This is a genomic window from Streptomyces sp. B1I3 (assembly GCF_030816615.1).
Classification (GTDB): Bacteria; Actinomycetota; Actinomycetes; order Streptomycetales; family Streptomycetaceae; genus Streptomyces.
Map to the genome: position 1 here is coordinate 2,774,728 of NZ_JAUSYD010000001.1, position 20,766 is coordinate 2,795,493.

22 protein-coding genes and 1 pseudogene are annotated in these 20,766 nt (G+C 70.5%); 11 read left to right on the plus strand and 12 right to left on the minus strand.

Features of this window, described 5'->3' with window-relative positions:
• Positions 1 to 143 precede the first annotated feature (143 nt).
• Entirely contained in the window at positions 144 to 1,379 is a 1,236-nt protein-coding gene (locus QFZ58_RS12495) for an NADP-dependent malic enzyme (protein WP_307124999.1), read from the minus strand.
• Between the two features lie 521 nt (positions 1,380 to 1,900).
• Here QFZ58_RS12495 and QFZ58_RS12500 point away from each other — a divergent pair.
• The 3 genes from QFZ58_RS12500 to QFZ58_RS12510 are packed head-to-tail and all read left to right on the plus strand — an operon-like array spanning position 1,901 to position 4,591.
• Entirely contained in the window at positions 1,901 to 2,860 is a 960-nt protein-coding gene (locus tag QFZ58_RS12500; protein ID WP_307125000.1) for an ABC transporter substrate-binding protein, read from the plus strand.
• A gap of 28 nt (positions 2,861 to 2,888) precedes the next feature.
• On the plus strand, positions 2,889 to 3,833 hold the full coding sequence (locus tag QFZ58_RS12505; protein WP_307125001.1) for an amino acid ABC transporter permease: 945 nt from the start codon (positions 2,889 to 2,891) through the stop codon (positions 3,831 to 3,833).
• A complete protein-coding gene (locus tag QFZ58_RS12510; RefSeq protein WP_307125002.1) occupies positions 3,830 to 4,591 on the plus strand; it encodes an amino acid ABC transporter ATP-binding protein in 762 nt (253 codons plus the stop codon). Before QFZ58_RS12505 ends, QFZ58_RS12510 begins: the two co-directional genes overlap by 4 nt.
• On the opposite strand, the gene QFZ58_RS12515 is transcribed toward QFZ58_RS12510, so the two are convergent.
• Together QFZ58_RS12515 and QFZ58_RS12520 are read right to left on the minus strand one after the other, a co-directional pair.
• On the minus strand, positions 4,577 to 4,804 hold the full coding sequence (locus QFZ58_RS12515; protein WP_307125003.1) for a hypothetical protein: 228 nt from the start codon (positions 4,802 to 4,804) through the stop codon (positions 4,577 to 4,579). The genes QFZ58_RS12510 and QFZ58_RS12515 overlap by 15 nt on opposite strands.
• Before the next feature lie 132 nt (positions 4,805 to 4,936).
• The gene (locus QFZ58_RS12520) at positions 4,937 to 5,698 is read right to left on the minus strand and encodes a trans-aconitate 2-methyltransferase (protein ID WP_307125004.1); all 762 of its coding nucleotides are present in this window, start codon (positions 5,696 to 5,698) and stop codon (positions 4,937 to 4,939) included.
• Between the two features lie 102 nt (positions 5,699 to 5,800).
• Between QFZ58_RS12520 and QFZ58_RS12525 the strand changes: the two are divergent.
• Positions 5,801 to 6,431, plus strand: a pseudogene (locus QFZ58_RS12525) (ABATE domain-containing protein).
• On the opposite strand, the gene sodX reads toward QFZ58_RS12525, so the two are convergent.
• Complete coding sequence (gene sodX, locus QFZ58_RS12530; RefSeq protein WP_307128837.1) at positions 6,335 to 6,772, minus strand: nickel-type superoxide dismutase maturation protease; 438 nt, start codon at positions 6,770 to 6,772, stop codon at positions 6,335 to 6,337. The pseudogene QFZ58_RS12525 and the gene sodX sit on opposite strands and share 97 nt — an antisense overlap.
• Before the next feature lie 180 nt (positions 6,773 to 6,952).
• On the opposite strand from sodX, the gene sodN reads away from it, so the two are divergent.
• Positions 6,953 to 7,348: a superoxide dismutase, Ni gene (gene sodN / locus QFZ58_RS12535; protein ID WP_136203216.1), complete on the plus strand. Its 396-nt coding sequence runs from the start codon at positions 6,953 to 6,955 to the stop codon at positions 7,346 to 7,348.
• A 123-nt stretch (positions 7,349 to 7,471) separates the two neighbouring features.
• Here the strand turns inward: sodN and QFZ58_RS12540 are convergent, their stop codons facing one another.
• The 3 genes from QFZ58_RS12540 to QFZ58_RS12550 all read right to left on the minus strand — a co-directional run bounded on the left by QFZ58_RS12540 (position 7,472) and on the right by QFZ58_RS12550 (position 9,851).
• Positions 7,472 to 7,825, minus strand: coding sequence for a DUF952 domain-containing protein (locus tag QFZ58_RS12540; RefSeq protein ID WP_307125005.1), 354 nt, complete (start codon positions 7,823 to 7,825; stop codon positions 7,472 to 7,474).
• On the minus strand, positions 7,822 to 8,811 hold the full coding sequence (locus tag QFZ58_RS12545; RefSeq protein WP_307128838.1) for an NAD-dependent epimerase/dehydratase family protein: 990 nt from the start codon (positions 8,809 to 8,811) through the stop codon (positions 7,822 to 7,824). Before QFZ58_RS12545 ends, QFZ58_RS12540 begins: the two co-directional genes overlap by 4 nt.
• A gap of 86 nt (positions 8,812 to 8,897) precedes the next feature.
• Complete coding sequence (locus QFZ58_RS12550; protein WP_307125006.1) at positions 8,898 to 9,851, minus strand: LysR family transcriptional regulator; 954 nt, start codon at positions 9,849 to 9,851, stop codon at positions 8,898 to 8,900.
• Positions 9,852 to 10,136: 285 nt separating this feature from the next.
• On the opposite strand from QFZ58_RS12550, the gene snpA reads away from it, so the two are divergent.
• A complete protein-coding gene (gene snpA, locus QFZ58_RS12555) occupies positions 10,137 to 10,802 on the plus strand; it encodes a snapalysin (RefSeq protein WP_307128839.1) in 666 nt (221 codons plus the stop codon).
• An 83-nt stretch (positions 10,803 to 10,885) separates the two neighbouring features.
• Here the strand turns inward: snpA and QFZ58_RS12560 are convergent, their stop codons facing one another.
• From QFZ58_RS12560 to QFZ58_RS12575, 4 genes are all read right to left on the minus strand, one after another.
• Complete coding sequence (locus QFZ58_RS12560; protein ID WP_307125007.1) at positions 10,886 to 11,554, minus strand: DUF6304 family protein; 669 nt, start codon at positions 11,552 to 11,554, stop codon at positions 10,886 to 10,888.
• Positions 11,555 to 11,632: 78 nt separating this feature from the next.
• Positions 11,633 to 12,229, minus strand: coding sequence for a GNAT family N-acetyltransferase (locus QFZ58_RS12565; protein WP_307125008.1), 597 nt, complete (start codon positions 12,227 to 12,229; stop codon positions 11,633 to 11,635).
• Between the two features lie 94 nt (positions 12,230 to 12,323).
• Positions 12,324 to 13,367 (minus strand): family 2 encapsulin nanocompartment cargo protein polyprenyl transferase, encoded by a 1,044-nt coding sequence (locus QFZ58_RS12570; RefSeq protein WP_307125009.1) that lies wholly within the window; start codon positions 13,365 to 13,367, stop codon positions 12,324 to 12,326.
• Positions 13,368 to 13,463: 96 nt separating this feature from the next.
• Positions 13,464 to 14,867: a family 2B encapsulin nanocompartment shell protein gene (locus QFZ58_RS12575; RefSeq protein WP_307125010.1), complete on the minus strand. Its 1,404-nt coding sequence runs from the start codon at positions 14,865 to 14,867 to the stop codon at positions 13,464 to 13,466.
• Between the two features lie 176 nt (positions 14,868 to 15,043).
• On the opposite strand from QFZ58_RS12575, the gene QFZ58_RS12580 reads away from it, so the two are divergent.
• The 4 genes from QFZ58_RS12580 (at position 15,044) to QFZ58_RS12595 (ending at position 18,694) form a co-directional block, all read left to right on the plus strand.
• Positions 15,044 to 15,496 carry an Rrf2 family transcriptional regulator gene (locus QFZ58_RS12580; RefSeq protein ID WP_307125011.1) on the plus strand — a complete coding sequence of 151 codons (453 nt, stop codon included), beginning with the start codon at positions 15,044 to 15,046 and terminating at the stop codon, positions 15,494 to 15,496.
• Between the two features lie 241 nt (positions 15,497 to 15,737).
• Complete coding sequence (locus QFZ58_RS12585; RefSeq protein WP_307125012.1) at positions 15,738 to 16,934, plus strand: globin domain-containing protein; 1,197 nt, start codon at positions 15,738 to 15,740, stop codon at positions 16,932 to 16,934.
• A gap of 229 nt (positions 16,935 to 17,163) precedes the next feature.
• Positions 17,164 to 17,754, plus strand: coding sequence for an N-acetylmuramoyl-L-alanine amidase (locus QFZ58_RS12590; protein WP_307125013.1), 591 nt, complete (start codon positions 17,164 to 17,166; stop codon positions 17,752 to 17,754).
• 46 nt (positions 17,755 to 17,800) lie between these two features.
• On the plus strand, positions 17,801 to 18,694 hold the full coding sequence (locus QFZ58_RS12595) for a 1-aminocyclopropane-1-carboxylate deaminase/D-cysteine desulfhydrase (RefSeq protein WP_307125014.1): 894 nt from the start codon (positions 17,801 to 17,803) through the stop codon (positions 18,692 to 18,694).
• A 19-nt stretch (positions 18,695 to 18,713) separates the two neighbouring features.
• Here QFZ58_RS12595 and QFZ58_RS12600 read toward each other — a convergent pair whose 3' ends face one another.
• Positions 18,714 to 20,315, minus strand: coding sequence for a Na+/H+ antiporter (locus QFZ58_RS12600; protein WP_307125015.1), 1,602 nt, complete (start codon positions 20,313 to 20,315; stop codon positions 18,714 to 18,716).
• 35 nt (positions 20,316 to 20,350) lie between these two features.
• On the opposite strand from QFZ58_RS12600, the gene QFZ58_RS12605 reads away from it, so the two are divergent.
• A complete protein-coding gene (locus QFZ58_RS12605) occupies positions 20,351 to 20,611 on the plus strand; it encodes a UBP-type zinc finger domain-containing protein (protein WP_307125016.1) in 261 nt (86 codons plus the stop codon).
• Positions 20,612 to 20,766: the final 155 nt, after the last annotated feature.

Below are 20,766 nucleotides of genomic sequence, written 5' to 3' on the forward strand. Positions count from 1 at the left end.
GGCGGCCCGGCCACCCGTGGGCCCGGTCCTCAGGCCAGGGCCACCCGTGGGCCCGGTCCCGCAGACCGGGTACGGCAAAGGGCGGAGCGGGGAGGGGCCCGCAACAGCGGACCCGCACCCCACCCCGCCCCCGGCGCATCACGTCAGCGACGTGCGACGCCCTCGGCCCGCGCGGCAGCGGCCACGGCCGCGGTGACGGCCGGTGCGACCCGCTCGTCGAACGGCGAGGGGATCACGTAGTCCGCCGCCAGCTCGTCCCCGACGACATCCGCGAGCGCGTTCGCCGCGGCGATCTTCATGCCTTCGGTGATCCGGGAGGCCCTGACCTGCAGCGCGCCCGCGAAGATGCCGGGGAACGCGAGCACGTTGTTGATCTGGTTCGGGTAGTCCGACCGCCCGGTCGCCACGACGGCCGCGTACTTGTGCGCGACTTCGGGGTGGACCTCGGGGTTCGGGTTGGCCATGGCGAACACGAACGCGCCGGGCGCCATCGAGGCGACGGCCGGCTCGGGGACCGTACCGCCCGAGACGCCGATGAACACGTCGGCGCCCGCCAGTGCCGCCTCCAGGGAGCCGGAGAGACCCGCCCGGTTCGTGAGCTCGGCCAGCTCGCGCTTGACGTCCGTGAGGTCGTCCCGGTCCCGGCTGACGATGCCCTTGCGGTCGGCGACGGCGACGTCACCGATGCCCGCCTCCAGGAGGAACTTCGCGATGGCCACACCAGCCGCACCGGCACCGGAGATGACACCGCGCAGGTCGCCGAGCGTCCGGCCGGACAGCTTCGCCGCATTGCGCAGGGCCGCGAGCGTCACGACGGCCGTGCCGTGCTGGTCGTCGTGGAAGACGGGGATGTCGAGGCGTTCCTGGAGCTTGCGCTCGATCTCGAAGCACCGGGGCGCCGAGATGTCCTCGAGGTTGACCCCTCCGAAGGACGGCGCAAGCCGCACGACGGTGTCGACGATCTCGTCCGCGTCCGTCGTGGCGAGCGCGATCGGCACCGCGTCCACCCCGCCGAACTGCTTGAAGAGGATCGCCTTCCCCTCCATCACGGGGAGGGATGCCTCGGGGCCGATGTCCCCCAGGCCGAGCACGGCGGTGCCGTCCGTCACGACGGCCACGACCTGCGACTTCCAGGTGTAGTCGTGGACGAGCTCAGGATTGTCCGCGATGGCGCTGCACACCTTGGCGACGCCGGGCGTGTACGCGAGGGACAGGTCGTCCTTGTCGCGGATCGGGACGGTGGACTGCACGGCCATCTTCCCGCCGCGGTGGAGGGCGAAGGCCGGATCGAAGAGCTCGTCCGCACCGCTGAGGCCGTCCGCACCGGCCGTGCCGTGTGTCTTGCTGTCGCTGCGAGGATTGACGATCTCCGCTGCCATTGTGTTGACCCCTTAAGTCTTCATCAGTTGAGGGTGGCCACTCCTGGTTGAGGAGGGGTGGGCGGGCACCGCGTACGTTCCCGGCCCTGAGCGGTTGGCCCGCTCCGGCTGGGGAGTCACATACGCGCGGGCGCGCCGCACACGCGCCCTGAGCCCCGGATGAGGGGTGTAAAGGTCTTTCTTACCGGACGGACCGGGCCTCGGACGAGTCCGTATCGACGCGGTGACATGACTCATAGTCGAATATCTGGACAAGTCCACTAAGCGCCACAAAGGTCGCCCGAAGGTTGAGACGCACCGGAGATTCTCCGGAGGAAAGCTTGGATTCCAACAGATGGTCCGGCCTTGCAGTACCGGCCTGTGGAGGTTCGGGGGTCGCCCGTTACCCGATTTTGACATGCCGGGCCCCCTGAATGGGCTAGTCCGAATGGCAAGATGCCGTCATCACACAAGGTGGCGACACCCGAAGGTGCGTGCGTATCCACCTGACCTGCACCCCTCACCGCCGGAGGATTCCGACCATGACCGCAAGCACCATCTGCCGTTCGACCGCGAAGTCCCGGATTGCCGCGGTCTGCGCAGTCGCGGTCGCCGGCACCATGCTGCTGACCGCCTGCGGCGACCAGACCGACAGCGGCAGCAAGAAGGAGTCGGGCGCGACCGCCACCAAGGACGCCCCGCTCGCCGACCTCGTCCCCCAGTCGATCAAGGACAAGGGCGAAATCAAGGTCGGCTCCGACATCGCGTACCCGCCCGTGGAGTTCAAGGACAAGTCCGGCAAGACCGTCGGTATCGACCCGGATCTCGGCGACGCCCTCGGCAAGCAGCTCGGCGTGAAGTTCGTCTTCGAGAACGGCACCTTCGACACGCTGCTCACGGGTCTGCGCTCGAAGCGCTACGACCTGGCGATGTCGGCCATGACCGACACCAAGGACCGCCAGGAAGGTGTCGACTCCGAGACCGGGAAGAAGGTCGGCGAGGGCGTCGACTTCGTCGACTACTTCACCGCCGGTGTCTCGATCTACACCAAGAAGGGTGACGACAAGGGCATCAAGACCTGGTCGGACCTCTGCGGCAAGAGGCTCGTCGTGCAGCGGGGCACGGTCTCCCACGACCTGGCCAAGGCCGAGAACGCCAAGTGCGGCAGCAAGGGCAAGATCGGCATCGAGGCGTTCGACAACGACCTCGAGGCCCAGACCCGTCTGCGCGGCGGCGGCGCCGACGCCGGTTCCTCCGACTTCCCGGTCGCCGCGTACGCGGTGAAGACCTCGGGCGGCGGCAACGACTTCCAGCTGGTCGGCGAGCAGGTCGAAGCTGCCCCGTACGGCATCGCGATCGCCAAGGGCAACGACGAGCTGACCAAGGCCGTGCAGGCCGCCCTGGACGCGCTGATCAAGAACGGCGAGTACGGAAAGATCGTCGCCAAGTGGGGTGTCGATGCCGGAGCGGTCACCGAGGCCAAGATCAACGGCGGATCGTGACGGCGATCGGCGCTGAAAGGCAACACCTGTGACTGACATCAAGAAGGCAGACCCGGCGACGGCCGTCCCGCCCACCCCGTCGGCGGGGCCGGAGGCGATCAAGGCCATTCCGGTGCGCCACTACGGCCGGTACGTCTCGGCGGTCGTCGCCCTCGGCCTGCTGGCCTCGCTCGTCTACGCGTTCGCCCAGGGTGACATCAACTGGGCCGCGATCCCCGACTACTTCTTCGACGACCAGATCCTCGAAGGCGTCAAGAACACCGTCATCATCACCGTCCTGGCGATGATCATCGGCGTTGTCCTCGGCATCGTCCTCTCGGTGATGCGGCTCTCCAAGAATCCGGTGACATCCGCCATCGCGTGGGGTTACATCTGGTTCTTCCGCGGCACCCCGGTCTACGTGCAGCTGCTGGTCTGGTTCAACCTCGGCATCGTCTTCGAGTACATCAACCTCGGGCCGATCTACAAGGACGAGTGGTCGTCCTTCATGACCCCGTTCCTCTGCGCGCTGCTGGGCCTCGGGCTCAACGAGGCCGCGTACATGGCGGAGATCTGCCGGGCCGGCCTGCAGTCCGTCGACGAGGGCCAGACCGAGGCGGCGCACGCCTTGGGCATGAGCCACAACAAGACGCTGCGCCGGATCGTCGTCCCGCAGGCGATGCGCGTGATCGTGCCGCCGACGGGCAACGAGGTCATCAACATGCTGAAGACCTCCTCGCTGGCGGTCGCCGTCCAGTACACCGAACTGCTGCGTTCCACCCAGAACGTCTCGCAGACCTCGGGAGCCACCGTGGAGATGCTGTTCCTGGCCGCGGCCTGGTACATGGTCCTCACCTCCATGCTCAGCATCGGCCAGTACTACCTGGAGCGGTACTACGCACGCGGTTCCAGCCGCAGCCTGCCCGACACCCCGTTCCAGAGAATCAGGGCCAACATGCTCTCGCTGGGCCGCCCGAAGGGAGGCGCCGCATGACCGCCATGGTGAAGGCCGAAGGCGTACACAAGTCCTTCGGTCCCGCGCACATCCTCAAGGGCATCGACCTGGAGGTCGCCCCGCGTGAGGTCTTCTGCCTGATCGGCCCGTCCGGCTCCGGCAAGTCGACGTTCCTGCGGTGCATCAACCACCTGGAGCAGATCAACGCCGGACGGCTGTCCGTCGACGGCGAACTGGTCGGCTACCGCCAGAAGGGCGACAAGCTCTACGAGCTGAAGGACAGCGAGGTCGCCCTGAAGCGCCGGGACATCGGCATGGTCTTCCAGCGCTTCAACCTGTTCCCGCACATGACGGCGATCGAGAACGTCATGGAGGCGCCGGTCCAGGTCAAGGGCGAGTCCAAGGCTGTCGCCCGCGCCCGCGCGGAGCGGCTTCTGGACCGGGTCGGGCTGTCCGACAAGGCGAAGAACTACCCGTCCCAGCTCTCCGGCGGACAGCAGCAGCGGGTGGCCATCGCCCGCGCTCTGGCCATGGAGCCGAAGCTGATGCTCTTCGACGAGCCGACGTCGGCGCTCGACCCCGAGCTGGTCGGCGACGTCCTGGACGTCATGCGCGGGCTGGCCGAGGACGGCATGACGATGATCGTCGTCACGCACGAGATGGGCTTCGCCCGCGAGGTCGGCGATGCGCTGGTCTTCATGGACGACGGGGTGGTGGTCGAGTCCGGCCACCCGCGCGACGTGCTGACGAACCCGCAGCACGACCGGACGAAGTCGTTCCTGTCAAAGGTGCTGTAGCCGCACCGCGGTGCCGAAGCGGTACGACCCCCGGATGAGGGCGGTACGGGCACGGCCCGTACCGCCCTCGTCCGCGTTCCCCTGCCGGACGGGCAGCGGTTCCGGCCACCGCATCGACGCGCGCACCTGCTCCCAGGTCACCTGCGGGCTCGTGGGCATCGGACATGGAGCCCGCTCACCGGTGAAGCCGGTGCTCGACGCACGGCCGGGCATGGAACCGTCCTTCAGGACGAGACGGCCGACGAGCTCAGAATTCCACCGGGGCGTGCCGTCGTGGTGAGACGCAGAGGGGCGGTGGAAGCCGCCCCTCTGTTCTGCCGCCGTGTCTGCGCCGGCGCCGTGCGGCTACTTCACCGCGAGCACCAGGCTGTCCGACGGCGAGGCCCACACGGCGCGCGCCTCGGCGAAGCCGGCCTCTCGCAGGGTGCGGGCGTGCCACCGCGCGGACGGCATGTCGCCGTCGGCGTGCTCGCCGTAGATCGCGAAGCGTTCGGCGGCCGGTCCCGCGAGGACCGGGTCCTCGGCGGCGAGGGCCCACCACTCGGCCCAGTCCACCGCGCCCGCGGCCCTGGCGCGGTCCATGGCGGCGTGCCGGTGGGCGCGTTCGGCGGCGTTGATGCGCGGAGTACCGGCGTCGATCATGTGGTCCGCGTTCATGAAGACCCCGCCGTCCCGGACCAGCCGGCCGATCTGTCCGTACAGCACGGTCAGTGGCTCGCTGTGCAGCCAGTGCAGGGCCGTCGCGGTGAGCACGGCGTCGTACGAGGTGTGCGGGAGCCGCTCGGTCCAGGCGGGGTCCTTGAGGTCGGCGGTGACGAAGGTGACCCGGTCGTCGCCGTGGAAGGTGCCGCGGGCGATGGCGAGCAGCGCGGGGTCGAGATCGACGCCGGTCGAGGTCGCCTTCGGGAACCGCTGGAGGAGCCGGTCCGTGATACTTCCGGTACCGCACGCCAGGTCGAGGACCCTCGGCTCGCTTCCCACGACGGCCTCGACCATGTCCAGCATCACCCGGAACCGCTCCTCACGGTCCGGCATGTACCACTCCTGCTGACGGTCCCAGCTCTCCTGCCATGCCTGCCAGTCGCCACCCGCCGCTGTCTCCGTCATCCCGACCTCCACGTACCCCAGAGCGAGTAATGCCCGTTATCGAAGTGCAGCCATTACACTGGCCGACGCCTCGACCCTAGACCGACGCCGTAAGGACTACAAGTGGAACTGGCCTATTACTCGGACTATGCCGTGCGTCTGGTCAACACCGAGGAGCCGGCCCGCAACAAGGACTCCCTCACCACGGTCGAGTCCGTCCGTGAGCTGTTCGGCGCGAACGCCCAGGCGGCCCGCCGCGCGACCGACGCGGACGTGACGCGCTTCCGTTCGGTGCGGGCACGGCTGCGCGCGGTCTTCCAGGCGGCGGACGGCGGCGACGAGACCCTCGCCGTCGATCTGCTCAACTCACTGCTGCTGGAGTTCCCGGTGAGCCCCCAGATCTCGGGCCACGACGCCCGGGACGAGGACGGCAAGCCGGACTGGCACATGCACCTCGCCGACCATCCGTCCAACGCGACGGCCGGCTTCGCGGCGATCGCGGCGATGGGCCTCGCCTTCCACCTCACCTCCCACGGCGTGGACCGGCTCGGCCTGTGCGAGGCGGCGCCCTGCCGCAACGCCTATCTCGACACCTCCACCAACCGCGTCGAGGCGCTACTGCTCGGACCGCTGTGCGACCAGGGCCAACGTGGCCGCCTACCGGGCCCGCAAGCGCCTGGAGACGGAACGGTCCGTGGAAACGGGCCTCAGCGCGGTCACCGCCCAGCCCAGCAGCCCGAACACCGACCGCTGATCCTTGCGCAGCGGACGGTAGCGCGCCCGCACCCGGGCCAGTACCAGCTCCTCGGGCACCGTCCCGTAGTCCGTGCTGTCCCCGCCCGCGAACGAGTTGTCGCCCAGCACCCACCAGCCGCTGCCGCGCCGTTCGGCGGCGCGCTTGACCACCAGCAGGTCCTGCTGGAACGGATGGCGCAGGATCACCACATCCCCCGGCCGCACCGGCGCCCCGTGCTGCACCAGCAGCCAGTCCCCGTGGTAGAGCGTGGGCACCATCGAGGGCCCCGTCACCTCCACCACCTGGAACCGCCCCCTGGCCGCCCGCCCGTTCCCCGTACCCTGCGCCGCTTCCGGCATCCGTGACACCTCCCGGTCCGTGCTCCGGTACACCGCTGCGCGCACCGATCCGTAGTTTCGGCCACTGGTCCTGTCCACACCCTGGACTTTTGGCCTAAGCCCTAGGGGGCAGCCGCAAAAAGCGGTACCCCACGGAGTAATGTCCCACCTGAGAAGACGATCACGAGGAAGGACAGCTCCATGCTTTCCCGCCTGTTTGCCCCCAAGGTGAAGGTCAGCGCTCACTGCGACCTGCCCTGCGGCGTGTACGACCCGGCCCAGGCCCGCATCGAGGCCGAGTCCGTCAAGGCCGTCCAGGAGAAGTACCAGGCCAATGAGGACGCGGACTTCCGCACGCGCGCCATTCTGATCAAGGAACAGCGTGCCGAGCTCGCGAAGCACCACGTGTCGGTGCTCTGGAGCGACTACTTCAAGCCCCCGCACTTCGAGAAGTACCCGGAGCTGCACCAGCTGGTCAACGACACCCTCAAGGCGCTCTCGGCGGCCAAGGGTTCGAACGACCCGGCCACGGGCCAGAAGGCTCTGGACCTGATCGCCCAGATCGACAAGATCTTCTGGGAGACCAAGAAGGCCTGATCCGCGGTCGCCGTTCCGCTGGATCAAGCTGTCCGCGCCCGGTCCGCAGGGTCTCCCCCGGGAGGCCCTCGCGGGCCGGGCGTGGTCGTTCCGTCTCCGGGCCGTCACCATGGCCGGGGTGGTTCACCGGGTATCGTCGTCCGCCCCCGCCCCGGGGCCTCTCCAGTGCCGCACCTCCACGACCGCACTCACCGGCACGGGGCCGTAGATGTGCGGGAACTCCTCCCCGCCGGGCTTCATGGGCTCGTACCGCACGGGAGCCCGGAGCCGGTCCGGGTCGATGACCAGCACGACCAGTCCTTCGGCCTCCGCCCCGTAGAGCGCCCGTGCCACACCGGGAAGCTGGTGGGGCAGCGAGCAGTGGATGAAGCCCTCCTCGCTCAGGGTGCGGCCACGGGTGGACATCTCGTACGTCCCGGTCCTGCGGGCCGCTTCCCACAGCGACTTCTCGGTGAGGTGCAGCAGCAGTCCGCTCATCGGGCCACCCCTGCGAGGAGTCGCGCCTCGGTACTCGGGTCCAGGCCGACCGGTGGCCGGTCCGGGCGCTGTGGCGCCGTGCCGCCGCGCTCCCCCAGCCAGGCCCAGGTGTCGGCGACCGTCTCCGCGACGGGTCTGCAACGCAGCCCGGCTGCCTCCGCCTTGCCGGCGTCGCCCCGGTGCAGGGCGTCGTGGAGCTCACCGGCGGGCAACCAGACGGGCAGGTCGGTCCAGGGTTCGACGCCTGCCGCGAGCAGCACCTCCGGATCGGTCCAGCACAGCTCCGCGCGGGAGCCGGTCACCCGGACACAGGCGTCGAGCAACTCGCCCATGGTGGTGTGCCCGGGCCGGCTGACCGTGTTGTAGGCGCCGCCGAGGCCGTGCGACGCGGCATCCAGCAACCAGGTGGCCAGGTCGCGGGCGTCGATGTACTGGATCTCCGCGTCCCGTGGTCCCGGCGCGATCACGGGGCCGCCACGGGCTGTCCGCGTCAGCCACCACGGCAGCCGACCCACGTTCTCCCCGGGGCCGAGGATCAGGCCGGCCCGGGCCAGCAGCGCACGGTCGCCGAAGGCGTCGAGCGCCGCCAGCTCACCGCCGCGCTTGGCCTGGGCGTACGGGACGTCGGCGCCCGCGTCGGGGGATGCGCCGGACACCGGGGGACCGTCCTCCGACAGCCCGGCCGGGGCGGGGTACTCGTACACCGACCGGCTGGAGACGTAGGTGAAGTGCCCGGTCCGGCCGGAGAGCAGCCGGGCTGCGTCCCGTACGGCGGAGGGCGCGCCGCTCCACGTGTCGACCACCAGGTCCCAGCTGCCGTCGGCCAGGGCGGCCAGGCCCTCCTTGCCGGCTGTCCGGTCCCCGGTCAGGATCCGGACGCCCGGTGGCGGCGCGTGGCGGCCCCGATGGAACACGGTGACCTGCCAGCCCCGCGCGAGCGCCGCCTCGGTGACGGCGCGTCCGACGAACTCCGTACCACCCAGCATCAAGAGCTTCATGGCGTCACCTTGCCCCCTGGAACGAGGCACGGGAACGGTGCCTCGCTGTCAGCAGAACGGGGAACTTCCGCCGGTCAGGGCGTGTGCGCCAGAGGGCTGTGGTGGCGCAGCAGCCACCGGTGGTAGTCGGCGGCCCGCCGGGCGGCCTCGCGGTAGGCCGCTTCCAGTTCCCCGTACACCGTGTCCATGTCCGCGCCCGGCCGCGAGACCAGCAGGAGCCGCACGGCCAGCGGGTCTCCGCGCAGGGGGCGGATCGCCATGTCGTCGCGGGGGCCCGAGGTCGGCTGGCACGGGGCGACGGCCTCGCCGAGTACGACCAGGGAGGCCGCAGTGAGGTAGTCACCGTGCAGGACGGGCGGGTCGAGACCGGCGGCACCCAGCACCCGGCGGACGCCGTCCCATTCGCCGTCCACCGAGGGATCGACCATCCACCGGTCGGTGGCCAGGTCGTCGAGGTCCACCACGGGGCTGCCGGCGGCGGGATGGTCGCGCGACAGGGAGATGAACTGCGGTTCCCGGTCCAGGAGTACGCGTTGCCGCAGACCGTCCGGCACGGGCAGCGGGCACCCCTCCACCTCGTGCACGAAGGCGACGTCCAGCCGGTCGGCCGCCACCGCGCGCAGCAGCGCACGGGCCGAGACGTCGACCCGGAGGGAGATGTCCGTGCCGGGCAGCCGGACCCGCAGTCTGCGCAGCCAGCCGCCGATGACCCGGCTCGCCGTGGATCCGATGCGCAGCCGGGCACTGTCGGCGCGGGCGGCTTCGGCCTCCGCCATCGCCGCGCCGACGAGCGCGGACATGCCGTCCAGCAGGGGGCGGGCCCGGCTGAGGACCGCACGCCCGAGCAGGGTCGGCCGGCAGCCCGTCCTCTCCCGGCGGAAGAGCTCCGCCCCCATCGTCTTCTCGATCCGCTGGAGCTGGGTGGTCAGGGAGGGCTGGCTGACGCCCAACCGCCGCGCGGCTTGATGCAGGCTGCCCGTGTCCGCGATGGCGCACAGCGCCCTGAGGTGTCTGACCTCAAGCTCCATGACGAGGAGCGTATGGCTGTTCGCCTTCGGAACACCAGATGGCCCAACCCCATTAAACGGGCCGATTCGGGGGCTGTTGGGGCGTTCGGTGTGTGCGACTGCTGTACGGCTCCTGTGCGGGGATAGGACGGCGCTATCCCCGATTGACATCATCCGCTGCGGCACCGGCTGCCCTGACACTCACTCCGTACCGACAACCCCCCACCCGTACCCCGTCCGGCCAGCCGGACGGGGTACGGCGGACAGGTAGGAGAGAACACCGTGAGACACCCCAGGACAGCCGTCATGTCGGCCGTGGCCGGTCTCGGTCTCGGCCTCGCCGCCGCTTTGGGCACCACCCCCGCGGTCGCCGCAGCCCCGGTCCCCGCCGCCACCTCCACCACCGCCTCCACGGCCACCGCGCAGGCCGGCTACGCCGCGTACGCCGGGTCCAGCGAGAACGCCGCCGCGAACAAGGCCTTCTTCGACGCCGTCATGAAGTCGGTCGCCGAGAAGCGTGCCGCCACGCCGGGCGCGCAGGCCGTCACCGTCGTGTACAGCACCGCGAACGCCCCCAGCTTCCGCAGCCAGATAGCGAGCAGCGCCGGCATCTGGAACAGCTCGGTCAGCAACGTCAAGCTGCAGGAGGGCTCGAACGCCGACTTCGCCTACTACGAGGGCAACGACTCGAGGGGCTCGTACGCGAGCACGAACGGGCACGGCAGCGGCTACATCTTCCTGGACTACGCGCAGAACCGGCAGTACAACTCGACCCGGGTGACGGCCCATGAGACCGGGCACGTGCTCGGCCTGCCGGACCACTACAGCGGTCCGTGCAGCGAGCTCATGTCGGGCGGTGGTCCCGGCACGTCGTGCACCAACGCCTACCCGAACTCCACCGAGCGCTCGCGGGTGAACACCCTGTGGCGGAACGGCTTCGCGGCCGCGCTCGCCGCCGCCACCAAGTCCTGACACCTCGTGACGTGGTGTGCCGGGTCCGTTCCGCCGCGCTGAGCGGACCCGGCGCACCGGCAGCCGGGTCCCGCGGGGCACGGTCAGGCCGGCTCCAGCGGGAAGGCGCCCCGGTGACCGGTGCCGGCACCCTCGGCCGGCCGCGGTTCGAACTCCCGGCAGCTCCATATCTCCTGGACGAATCCGGTGCGCCGGTCCCAGAGGCCCGCCACGGCTCCCGCGTCCGCCGCGTCGCGGTAGGCGGCCTTCGCGCCCCGGAAACAGGCGAGCTCACCGGAGAGGCCCCGGTCCGGCGCGGGGAAGTAGTCGGAGAGGGCGCAGGCTATACAGGTCTGCAGATGGATGTCCGGCGGGAGGACGCGCTGGATCGTGGCCAGTGCCGCCGCGAAGTCGCTCTCCGCACGGTTCGACTCGTACACGGCGCCGTCGAGGTGGAGGGCGAGGTACAGGTCGGGGTCGGCCCGCCGCAGGGACAGCAGGCAGCTGAGTGTGGCCTGGCGGACCGCACCGGCCGTGAGGACCGGCAGGGGCAGGTCCCACTCCAGGACGCAGTCGCCGAGCACCCCCTCCATCAGGTCGAACACCCCGGCCTCGACAGGTACTCCGGCCACGGGGCGCAGGCCGTCGAAGCTCTTGCCCTCGAAGTCCGTACCGCGGACGCGGACACGGAGTTGCTGTCCGTCCGTGGTGAGAATGACGGCTTCGGAACCGTGACCGTCCCGGTACCAGCCTGCCCACGACTCATCTGTCATGAGCAGGGACTGTAGCCCGTGTCCGGCGCCCTTCCCGTGGCACCCTCCCCTTCCGTCCTCCCGGCTGCCGGCCACCGGTCAGCCCGCCCTCGGCGCACGCCACATGGGCCACATCGAGGGGCCGTCCGGCAGGTCCACGGTCTGGCCCGTGAAGGTGAAACCGAGACGCTCGTACAGCCTGCGGCTGCGCTCGCTGCTCGCCTCCAGGTAGGCGGGGAGACCCTCACGGTCGCACCGTTCCAGTACCTCGCTGATCAGTGCCTCTCCGATGCCCTCCCCCTGGCGCTCCGGGGAGACGCCGATCATCAGCAGATACGCGTGGGCACGGTCGTGCGGATGGACCGCGCCCGTCAGCCTGCCCACCAGCTCGGCCCGCTCGTTGCCGGGGTCGGCGGCCTCCCGCATGCGCGCGGGTGTGCCGTCCTCCTCCTCCGGCGCACCCGCGGGTACCCGGAGCCAGAGGGCCGTGGCGGTACCGTCCTCCGCCAGGTCGACACGGCCGCCGGCCAGGGTGACGTCGGCGAAGACTCCGAGGAACCTGCCGTGGACGGCGCGTCGGTGGTCCTCGTCCGGGAAGACCCAGCTGCTCACCGGATCGTCGTGGAACGCCTCCTCCAGGATCCGTACGACCTGATCCCTGTCTCGTTCGTCCGCCTGCCGTATGCGTACACCCATGACCGGCCCCGCCCCTTCGTCCGTCCGCAGTGGTGAGTGATCTCGCGTACGGAATCCTAGAGTTGGCCGCCGGCGCCGGGCCGGGTGGCTGGGTTCAGTGGGTTCTGCGGGTGACGAACTCCGCCAGCGCCAGCAGGTCTCCCGCGGCGGCCGGATCGGGCACCGCGCGGGACAGGTGGTGGACCGCGCGAGCCATCCGGTCCGCCGCGCAGGCCTGCGCCCAGTCGCGGCCGCCCGCCCGGTCGACGGCGTCAGCCGCTCTGCCCACCTCCCCCGGCGTGTTCATGGCCCCCCGGTACAGTTCCGCCAGCTCGGCGGCGGCGGGTGTGCTCGAGGTGAGGGCGGCCACCACCGGCAGGGACTTCTTATGGGCGGCCAGATCCGCTCCGACCGGCTTGCCCGTTCGGTCGGTGTCCCCCCAGATGCCGATCAGGTCGTCGATGAGCTGGAAGGCGAGACCGGCCTCCCTGCCGAACCCGTCCATGGCTCCGACCGCCCGCTCGCCGGCCCCGGCGTAGAGGGCGCCCAGGGCGCAGGCACAGCCGAGCAGGGCGCCCGTCTTGGCCGTGGCCATGGCCAGGCACTCGTCCAGGGTGACGTCGTCAGGGCCGCGTTGTTCCAGGGCGCAGTCCGCCTGCTGGCCGGCGCACAGTTCGATGACGCACGTGGACAGCCGGGCACAGGCCTGTGCGGATGCCGGGTGCGGGTCGTCCGCGAGCAGGCGCTGGGCGAGGGCGAGCATGGCGTCGCCCGTGATGACGGCGTCCGGCACCCCGAACACGGCCCAGGCCGTGGGCCGGTGCCGACGGGTGGCGTCCCCGTCGATGACGTCGTCGTGCAGGAGGGTGAAGTTGTGCGCCAGTTCCACGGCGACGGCCGCGCGCATCGCCGACTCCGAAGCACCTCCCAGCGCTCGGGCGGCGGCCAGGACGAGCGCGGGCCGGATCGCCTTTCCCGCCTGCCCCGAGGCCTCGGTACCGTCGGCGTCCTGCCAGCCGAAGTGGTACATGGCTACCCGGCGTATGCCGCCGGGCAGCGATTCCACGGCTGCTCGCAGGTGCGGGTCGACGACGCTTCGGGTGTGCTCCAGGAGCGCGGCGGCCTCGTGCCCCTCCGTCGCGGCATCCGTACTCGTCATGGTCACGGTCATTCCTTCCCGGGTGCCCCCGGGGCACCTCTGTCGCACCCTGCGTGTACCGGGGCCCGGGCCGGCTGCGCCCGGGCCCCCGGAGCGTCACTGCCAGCGACTCACCTCGACGTTCTCCAGGACGCCGAGGGCGTCGGGAACGAGCACGGCGGCGGAGTAGTAGGCCGTCACGAGGTACGAGATGATCGCCTGCTCGTCGATGCCCATGAAGCGGACCGACAGGCTCGGCTCGATCTCGTCCGGGATGCCGCTCTGCTGGAGTCCGATGACGCCCTGGTCCGCCTCCCCGGTCCTCATGCAGATGATCGAGGTGGTGCGGGCATCGGTGACCGGGATCTTGTTGCTGGGGAAGATCGGGACGCCTCGCCAGGCCGGCACATGGTGCCCGCCCACCTCCACGCTCTCCGGGACCAGGCCGCGCTTGTTGCACTCGCGGCCGAACGCGGCGATGGCACGGGGATGGGCGAGGAACAGCTTCGACCCCCGCCTGCGCGAAAGGAGTTCGTCCATGTCGTCGGGTCCCGGTGCCCCGTCGTGCGGCTGCAGTCGCTGCCCGTAGTCGCAGTTGTTGAGCAGCCCGAACTCCCGGTTGTTGATGAGCTCGTACTCCTGGCGCTCGCGGAGCGCCTCGACCGTGAGCCTCAACTGCTGCTCGGTCTGGTTCATCGGCTGGTTGTAGAGGTCGGCGACCCTGCTGTGGACCTTCAGCACGGTCTGCGCGACGCTCAGTTCGTACTCGCGAGGGGCTGCCTCGTAGTCGACGAAGGTGTGCGGGACGACGGTCTCGCCCACATGCCCCGCCGAGAGATCGATCGCCGCCTCGCCGTAGTTGTTGGTCCGCTGGTGCGGAATGGCGAGCAGCGCGGCGAGATGGTCGCGGAGGGAGTCCGCACGGGCCGCGAGGTTGAGCACGTCGGAATGGCGCAGCGTCAGCAGGGTGCAGGCGGTGACGGCACGGGTCGTGTACTCCCAGGACGCGTCCCCGTCGATCAGTGCGTGGTCGCCGAAGTAGGAGCCGTCGGCGAGGACGCCGAGGACCGTCTCGTCGCCGTACGGACCTGAGCCGACCTTCTCCACCTTGCCGTGCGCCAGCAGGTGGACTCGGTCCGCCGCGTCACCCGCCGAGGCGATCACCTCGCCGGCCGCCACATCCCGCTGTTCACACCTGCGTGCCAGTTCGGCCAGGACCTCCTCGTCCTCGAAGTCGCGCAGGGCGGGCAGTTCACCGAGCTCCGCGGGGATGACCGTGACGCGGTCGCCCGTCTGGACGAACGTCACCCGGCCGTCACCGACCGAGTAGCTCAGTCGGCGGTTCACCCGGTACGTACCGCCCTGCACCTGCACCCACGGCAGCATGCGCAGCAGCCACCGCGAGGTGATCTCCTGCATCTGCGGCGCGGATTTGGTCGTCGTCGCGAGGTTCCGCGCAGCCGCCGTGCCGAGACTCTGCTGCGGCGGCTGCGTGTCACGAACCTCTTCACCAACGGACATCCGACATCCTCTCGATCATGGGCTGACCTGCGAGAAGAAGCCTTTCAGCTGATGGACACCATGCGCTATTACACAAAAGAGTGTGACTATTCAGGCTCCGACGGGGCATGTCGCCCAGCGTCGCCGTTCACAGTTCTTAAGTTGCATCACATATGCAACTTACATACTCTCGGCCCATGCGGCTGACGAGATTCACCGACGTGGCGCTCCGCGTGCTCATGCGCCTGGCCGTCGCGAGGGACGAGGACGACCCGCCGACCACCAGGGAGGTGGCGGCGACCATGCAGGTGCCGTACACCCACGCCGCCAAGGTCGTCGCCCGGCTCCAGCACCTCGGCCTCGTCGACGCCCGCCGAGGTCGCGGCGGAGGGCTCACGCTCACACCGGCCGGCCGGTGCGCGTCGATCGGCGGGCTCGTGCGGCAACTGGAGGGTCCCGGCGAGGTGGTCGACTGCGAGGGCAGCGCTCCGTGCCCCCTGCGTTCGGCCTGCCGGCTGCGCACCGCACTTCGCCGGGCCGAAGAGGCCTTCTACTCCTCCCTCGACCCGGTCACGGTCGCCGATCTCGTCTCCTCACCCACCGGACCGCTGCTGCTCGGCATCAGCGCCGCACGGCCCGTCCCCGGCTGATCCGCCGATCCGGCGCGCACGCGACCGCGCGCCGATTCCGCGTCGCCGATTCCGTGCTCCGATGCCGTGCTCCGATGCCCGTGCGCCCGATAATTGGTATTCAATATGCACATTCACGGCCGACCCGTGGGACCGGCCGCATCAGCCGGAACCGCGGCGTCAACCGCCCGCACCGGCCCCGTTCAGGTCCCTCCCGCGGGCCACCTCCACCCATCCCTCCTCCACCCCCAGGAGTCAGCCGATGCTCTCCGAGACGTCGACAGCCACTGTCCGAGCCACCCTCCCCGCCGTGGGGGCCGCCATCGCGGAGATCGCGGACCTCTTCTACCGGAAGCTGTTCGCGGCCCACCCGGAGCTGCACCGTGACCTGTTCAACCGTGGCAACCAGGCTTCCGGCGCCCAACGTCAGGCTCTCGCGGGCTCGATCGCCGCCTTCGCCACCCGGCTCGTCGACCACCCGGACACCCGGCCCGACGTGATGCTCGGCCGCATAGCCGGCAAGCACGCCTCGCTCGGCATCACCGCCCCGCAGTACGAGGTCGTGCACACCCACCTCTTCGCGGCCATCGCGGAGGTACTCGCAGACGCGGTCACCCCCGAGGTCGCCGCGGCATGGGACGAGGTCTACTGGCTGATGGCCAACTCCCTGATCACCATCGAGAACCGGCTGTACGCCCAGCAGGGTGTCGTCGCAGGCGACGTGTGGCGGGAGTGGACGGTGACCTCACGGATCGACGAGACCGCGGACGTGGTCACCTTCCAGATCGAACCCACCGACGACGCACCGGCTCCCGGCTTCCGCCCTGGCCAGTACGTCTCCGTACAGGTCGAACTCCCCGACGGGGCGCGTCAGATCCGTCAGTACAGCCTCTCCTGCGCACCGGGGTCCGCCCTCCGCTCCCTCACCGTGAAGAGGGTGCGGGGCGAGGGGACACCCGAGGGGGAGGTCTCCCGGCACCTGCACGCGCACGTCCGGGAAGGCAGCCGGCTGCGCGTCTCGGCCCCGTACGGCGATCTTGTGCTCGACGACGGCGACGCACCCCTGCTCCTCGCGTCGGCCGGTATCGGATGCACCCCGGTCCTGTCGATGCTGCACCACCTGGCAGCCGTGGAGCACCGTTCGCCCGTCACCGTCGTGCACGGCGACCGCTCGCCCGCCGACCACGCCCTGCGCGCCGACCACGCCCTGCTCACGGGCAAGCTGCACGACGCCACCGCGCACTTCTGGTACGAGAACCCCGGGCCCGGCCACCCCCCGGAGCGGACCGGCCTGGTCGACCTGGCCGGTCTTCCCGTCGCGCCGGGGACCCACGCCTACCTCTGCGGTCCCCTGCCGTTCATGCGTGCTGTCCGCTCCCAGCTGCTGGCCGGGGGAGTCGCTCCGGCCGACATCCACTACGAGGTGTTCGGACCCGACCTGTGGCTCGCCCAGGACTGAGACCCGGTGGACCGAGACCGGTGGACAGAGTTCGGTGTGTCGAGGCAGGCGGACCGAGGCCCGCGGACCGAAGCCCGTAGCCCGAGGCCCCAAGGGCCTCACAACGCTCGCGAGATGTCCGGATCGGGTCACACATGTCCCGAACATGTCCGAACCGGTAGCCCGGAGCGCCGCGTTCCGGTACAAGCGCTGTAAGGACACACTCCCCCACGCGCAGAAGGAGTCGGCCATGTCCTCTCCCATGTCCGCGAGCAACTTCCTCAAGGCCCTGAAGGACGAAGGACTCACCGTCGTCCAGGTGGGCGACTGGCGTACCCACAACCGCAACCACAAGGGCCCCTGGGGGCCGGTGCACGGCGTGATGCTCCATCACACCGTCACCAAGGGAGCCGCACGCACCGTCGACATCTGCCGTGCCGGTTACGCAGGCCTCCCCGGCCCGCTGTGCCACGGCGTGATCACCAAGGACGGCAGGGTCCACCTGGTCGGCTACGGCCGCGCCAACCACGCCGGACTCGGCGACGACGACGTCCTGCGGGCCGTCATCGGCGAGAAGCGCCTTCCGTCGGACAACGAGGCCAACACCGACGGGAACAGGCACTTCTACGGGTTCGAGTGCGAGAACCTCGGCGACGGGGACGATCCCTGGCCCGCCGTCCAGCTCGAAGCCATCGAGAAGGCCGCGGCCGCGGTCTGCCGGTTCCACCACTGGGACGCCCCCTCTGTCATCGGGCACCGGGAGTGGCAGCCCGGCAAGGTCGATCCGCGGGGCTTCTCGATGAACGGCATGCGCACCCGGATCCACGACCGCCTCAAGTAGTCCCTCGGAGGTCCACCGGCATCCCCGGCGGACCACAATGGAACACATGCACCACGAAGCGCCCGACCTCTCCCGGCTGCAGCCGGTCCTGCCGTCGCCCCTGCAGCCGGCCGAGGACGAGCGTTTCGCGCGCCACGGCGTGACCCTGCTGCTCAAGCGCGACGACCTGATCCACCAGGACCTGCCGGGAAACAAGTGGCGCAAGCTCGCCCCCAACCTGCGGGCCGCCTCCGGCCGGACCGTGCTGACCTTCGGCGGGGCCTACTCCAACCATCTGCGTGCCACGGCCGCCGCCGGACGCCTGCTCGGCTTCCCCACCGTGGGCGTCGTGCGCGGCGACGAGCTGGCCCACCGACCGCTGAACCCCTCACTCGCCCGCTGCGCGGCCGACGGCATGCGCCTGCACTTCATCGACCGCGCCACGTACCGCTCGAAGACATCTCCCGGGGTCCTGGACGGCCTGCTGCGCCTCTTCGGGGACTGTCTGGTCGTCCCGGAGGGCGGCAGCAACGCCCTCGCCGCACAGGGCTGCACAGCGCTCGGCCACGAGTTGCGCGAGCAGGGGGGCACCGTCGCCGTCGCCGTCGGCACGGGCGGCACCCTGGCGGGGCTGGCGGCCGGCCTCGCACCGGGCCAGCGCGCCCTCGGGGTTCCGGTCCTGCGTGGCGGCTTCCTGGCGGACGCGGTGCGCGACCTGCAGCGCGAGGCGTTCGGGGCGCCCGCCGGACGGTGGACCCTGGACGAACGCTTCCACTTCGGCGGCTACGCGCGTACGACACCGGAGCTGCACGCCTTCGCCGACGACTTCGAGGACCGCCACGGCCTGGCCGTCGAACGGCTCTACGTCGCGAAACTGCTGTACGCGCTGGTGAGCCTCCTCGACGAGGGGTTCTTCGCCCCGGGATCCACCGTGACCGCGGTCGTCACCGGACGGCCCTGAGCACGGCGGCGGGAGTCTTCTACTCCCCGTCCGACTCCCGGTAGGCCGCGGCCTCTTCCAGGTCCAGCCTGCGCAGCAGGGCACGCAGCATCTCGTCGTCGATGCGCCGCTCGTCCCGGAGGCGGACGAAGACCTCGCGTTCGGCGTCGATCATCTCCCGGGCCAGCCGCCGGTAGGTGTCGTCCGCCGACTCCCCCGTGAGCGGGTCGGCCGCGCCGAGCCGTTCCCAGACGGCGTTGCGCCGTCGTTCCATCACCGTGCGCAACCGGTCCGCGAGCGGTCCGGGCAGCGTGTTGCCCGGTGCGGCCAGCAGCTGGTCCAGCCGCGCCTCCGCGGCCGCGGACGCCTCGCTCTGCGCCTGCGCCTCGGCCAGCGTCTCGGCCTGCGCGTCGCGCCCCGGGAGCTTCAGGACGCGCACCAGCAGGGGGAGCGTGAGTCCTTGGACGACCAGCGTCCCGATCACCGTCGTGAAGGTCAGGAACAGCACCAGGTTGCGGGCGGGGAATCCCTCCCCGTCATGCGTGACCATGGGGATGGAGAAGGCGATGGCGAGCGAGACGACGCCCCGCATGCCGGCCCACCCCACGATCAGGGGCGAGCTCCACGGCATCGCGGGCTCGCGTTCCCTGATGCGGCGCGAGAGCCACAGAGGCAGGTAGGTCGCCGGGTAGACCCAGACGAAGCGCACCACGACGACGGCGACGAAGACGGCGACCGCGTACCCGAACGCCTGGGTGACACCGTAGGTACCGAGCCCTCTGAGCACGAAGGGCAGCTGCAGTCCGATGAGGGCGAACACCGCGGACTCCAGGATGAACGCGACCATCTTCCAGACGGCCGCCTCCTGGAGCCGGGTCGCGAAGTCGACCTGCCACGAGCGGTGTCCCAGGTAGAGCGCGACGACGACCACGGCGAGCACCCCGGAGGCATGCACCCGCTCCGCCGCCGCGTAGGCGACGAAGGGGATCAGCAGGGACAGGGTGTTCTGGAGCAGCGCTTCCCTGAGGTGCGTACGCAGCCAGTGCAGGGGCACCATCAGCACCAGGCCGACGCCGACGCCGCCGACCGCGGCCAGCAGGAACTCCCCGATTCCGGCGCCCCAGCTCATCCCCTCCCCGACGGCTGCCGCGAGCGCCACCTTGAAGGCGGTGATCGCGGTGGCGTCGTTCACGAGGGACTCGCCCTGGAGGATGGTGGTGACCCGTGCGGGCAGCCCGACCCGGCGGGCGATCGCCGCGGCCGTGACGGCGTCCGGCGGGGCGATCACCGCCCCGAGCACCAGCGCGGCGGTCAGCGGCAGGTCCGGCACGACCAGGTAGGCCAGCCAGCCGACGGCGAAGGTCGCGAACAGCACGTACCCCACCGAGAGCAGCGCGACCGGCCGCAGATTGGCCCGCAGGTCGAGGTAGGAGCTGTCGACCGCGGCGGTGTGGAGCAGCGGCGGCAGCAGCAGGGGCAGCACGATGTGCGCGTCCAGCGTGTACGTGGGCACGCCCGGCAGGTACGAGGCCAGCAGGCCGACGGCGACCAGCAGCAGCGGCGCGGGCACCGGCGTGCGCCGCGCGGCACCGGCGACCGCGGCGCTGGCCGCGACCAGGGCCACCAGCGGCAATGCGTCCATCTCACCGTCCTCGCATCCGACGTAACGTGGCCATCATGAGTGAGTGCCTGCATGTTCTCGAAATGCCGCGCCCCGAACCCGCCCCGCTCAGCGAGACCTGCCTGGAGTGCCTGGCGGCGGGCAGCCACCCGGTGCAGCTGCGGCTCTGCCTGTCCTGCGGCCACGTCGGGTGCTGCGATTCGTCGCCCCTGAAGCACGCCACGGCACACTTCAGGGAGACGGGTCATCCGCTGATGCGAAGCTTCGAACGCGGCGAGACCTGGCGCTGGTGCTTCGAGGACGGTTCGATCGTCTGACGTCTGGGTACGTCAAACCGGCGCCGGTTCTTCGCAATTGACAGCCGCAGACCTCTAGCCACTGTGCGTACATATGTGCTTACCATGAGTGACGAGCGGGGATGAGCTCTCCGCGACACGGCATCATGGGTCGCGATAGCGTCGCCGGACCACAG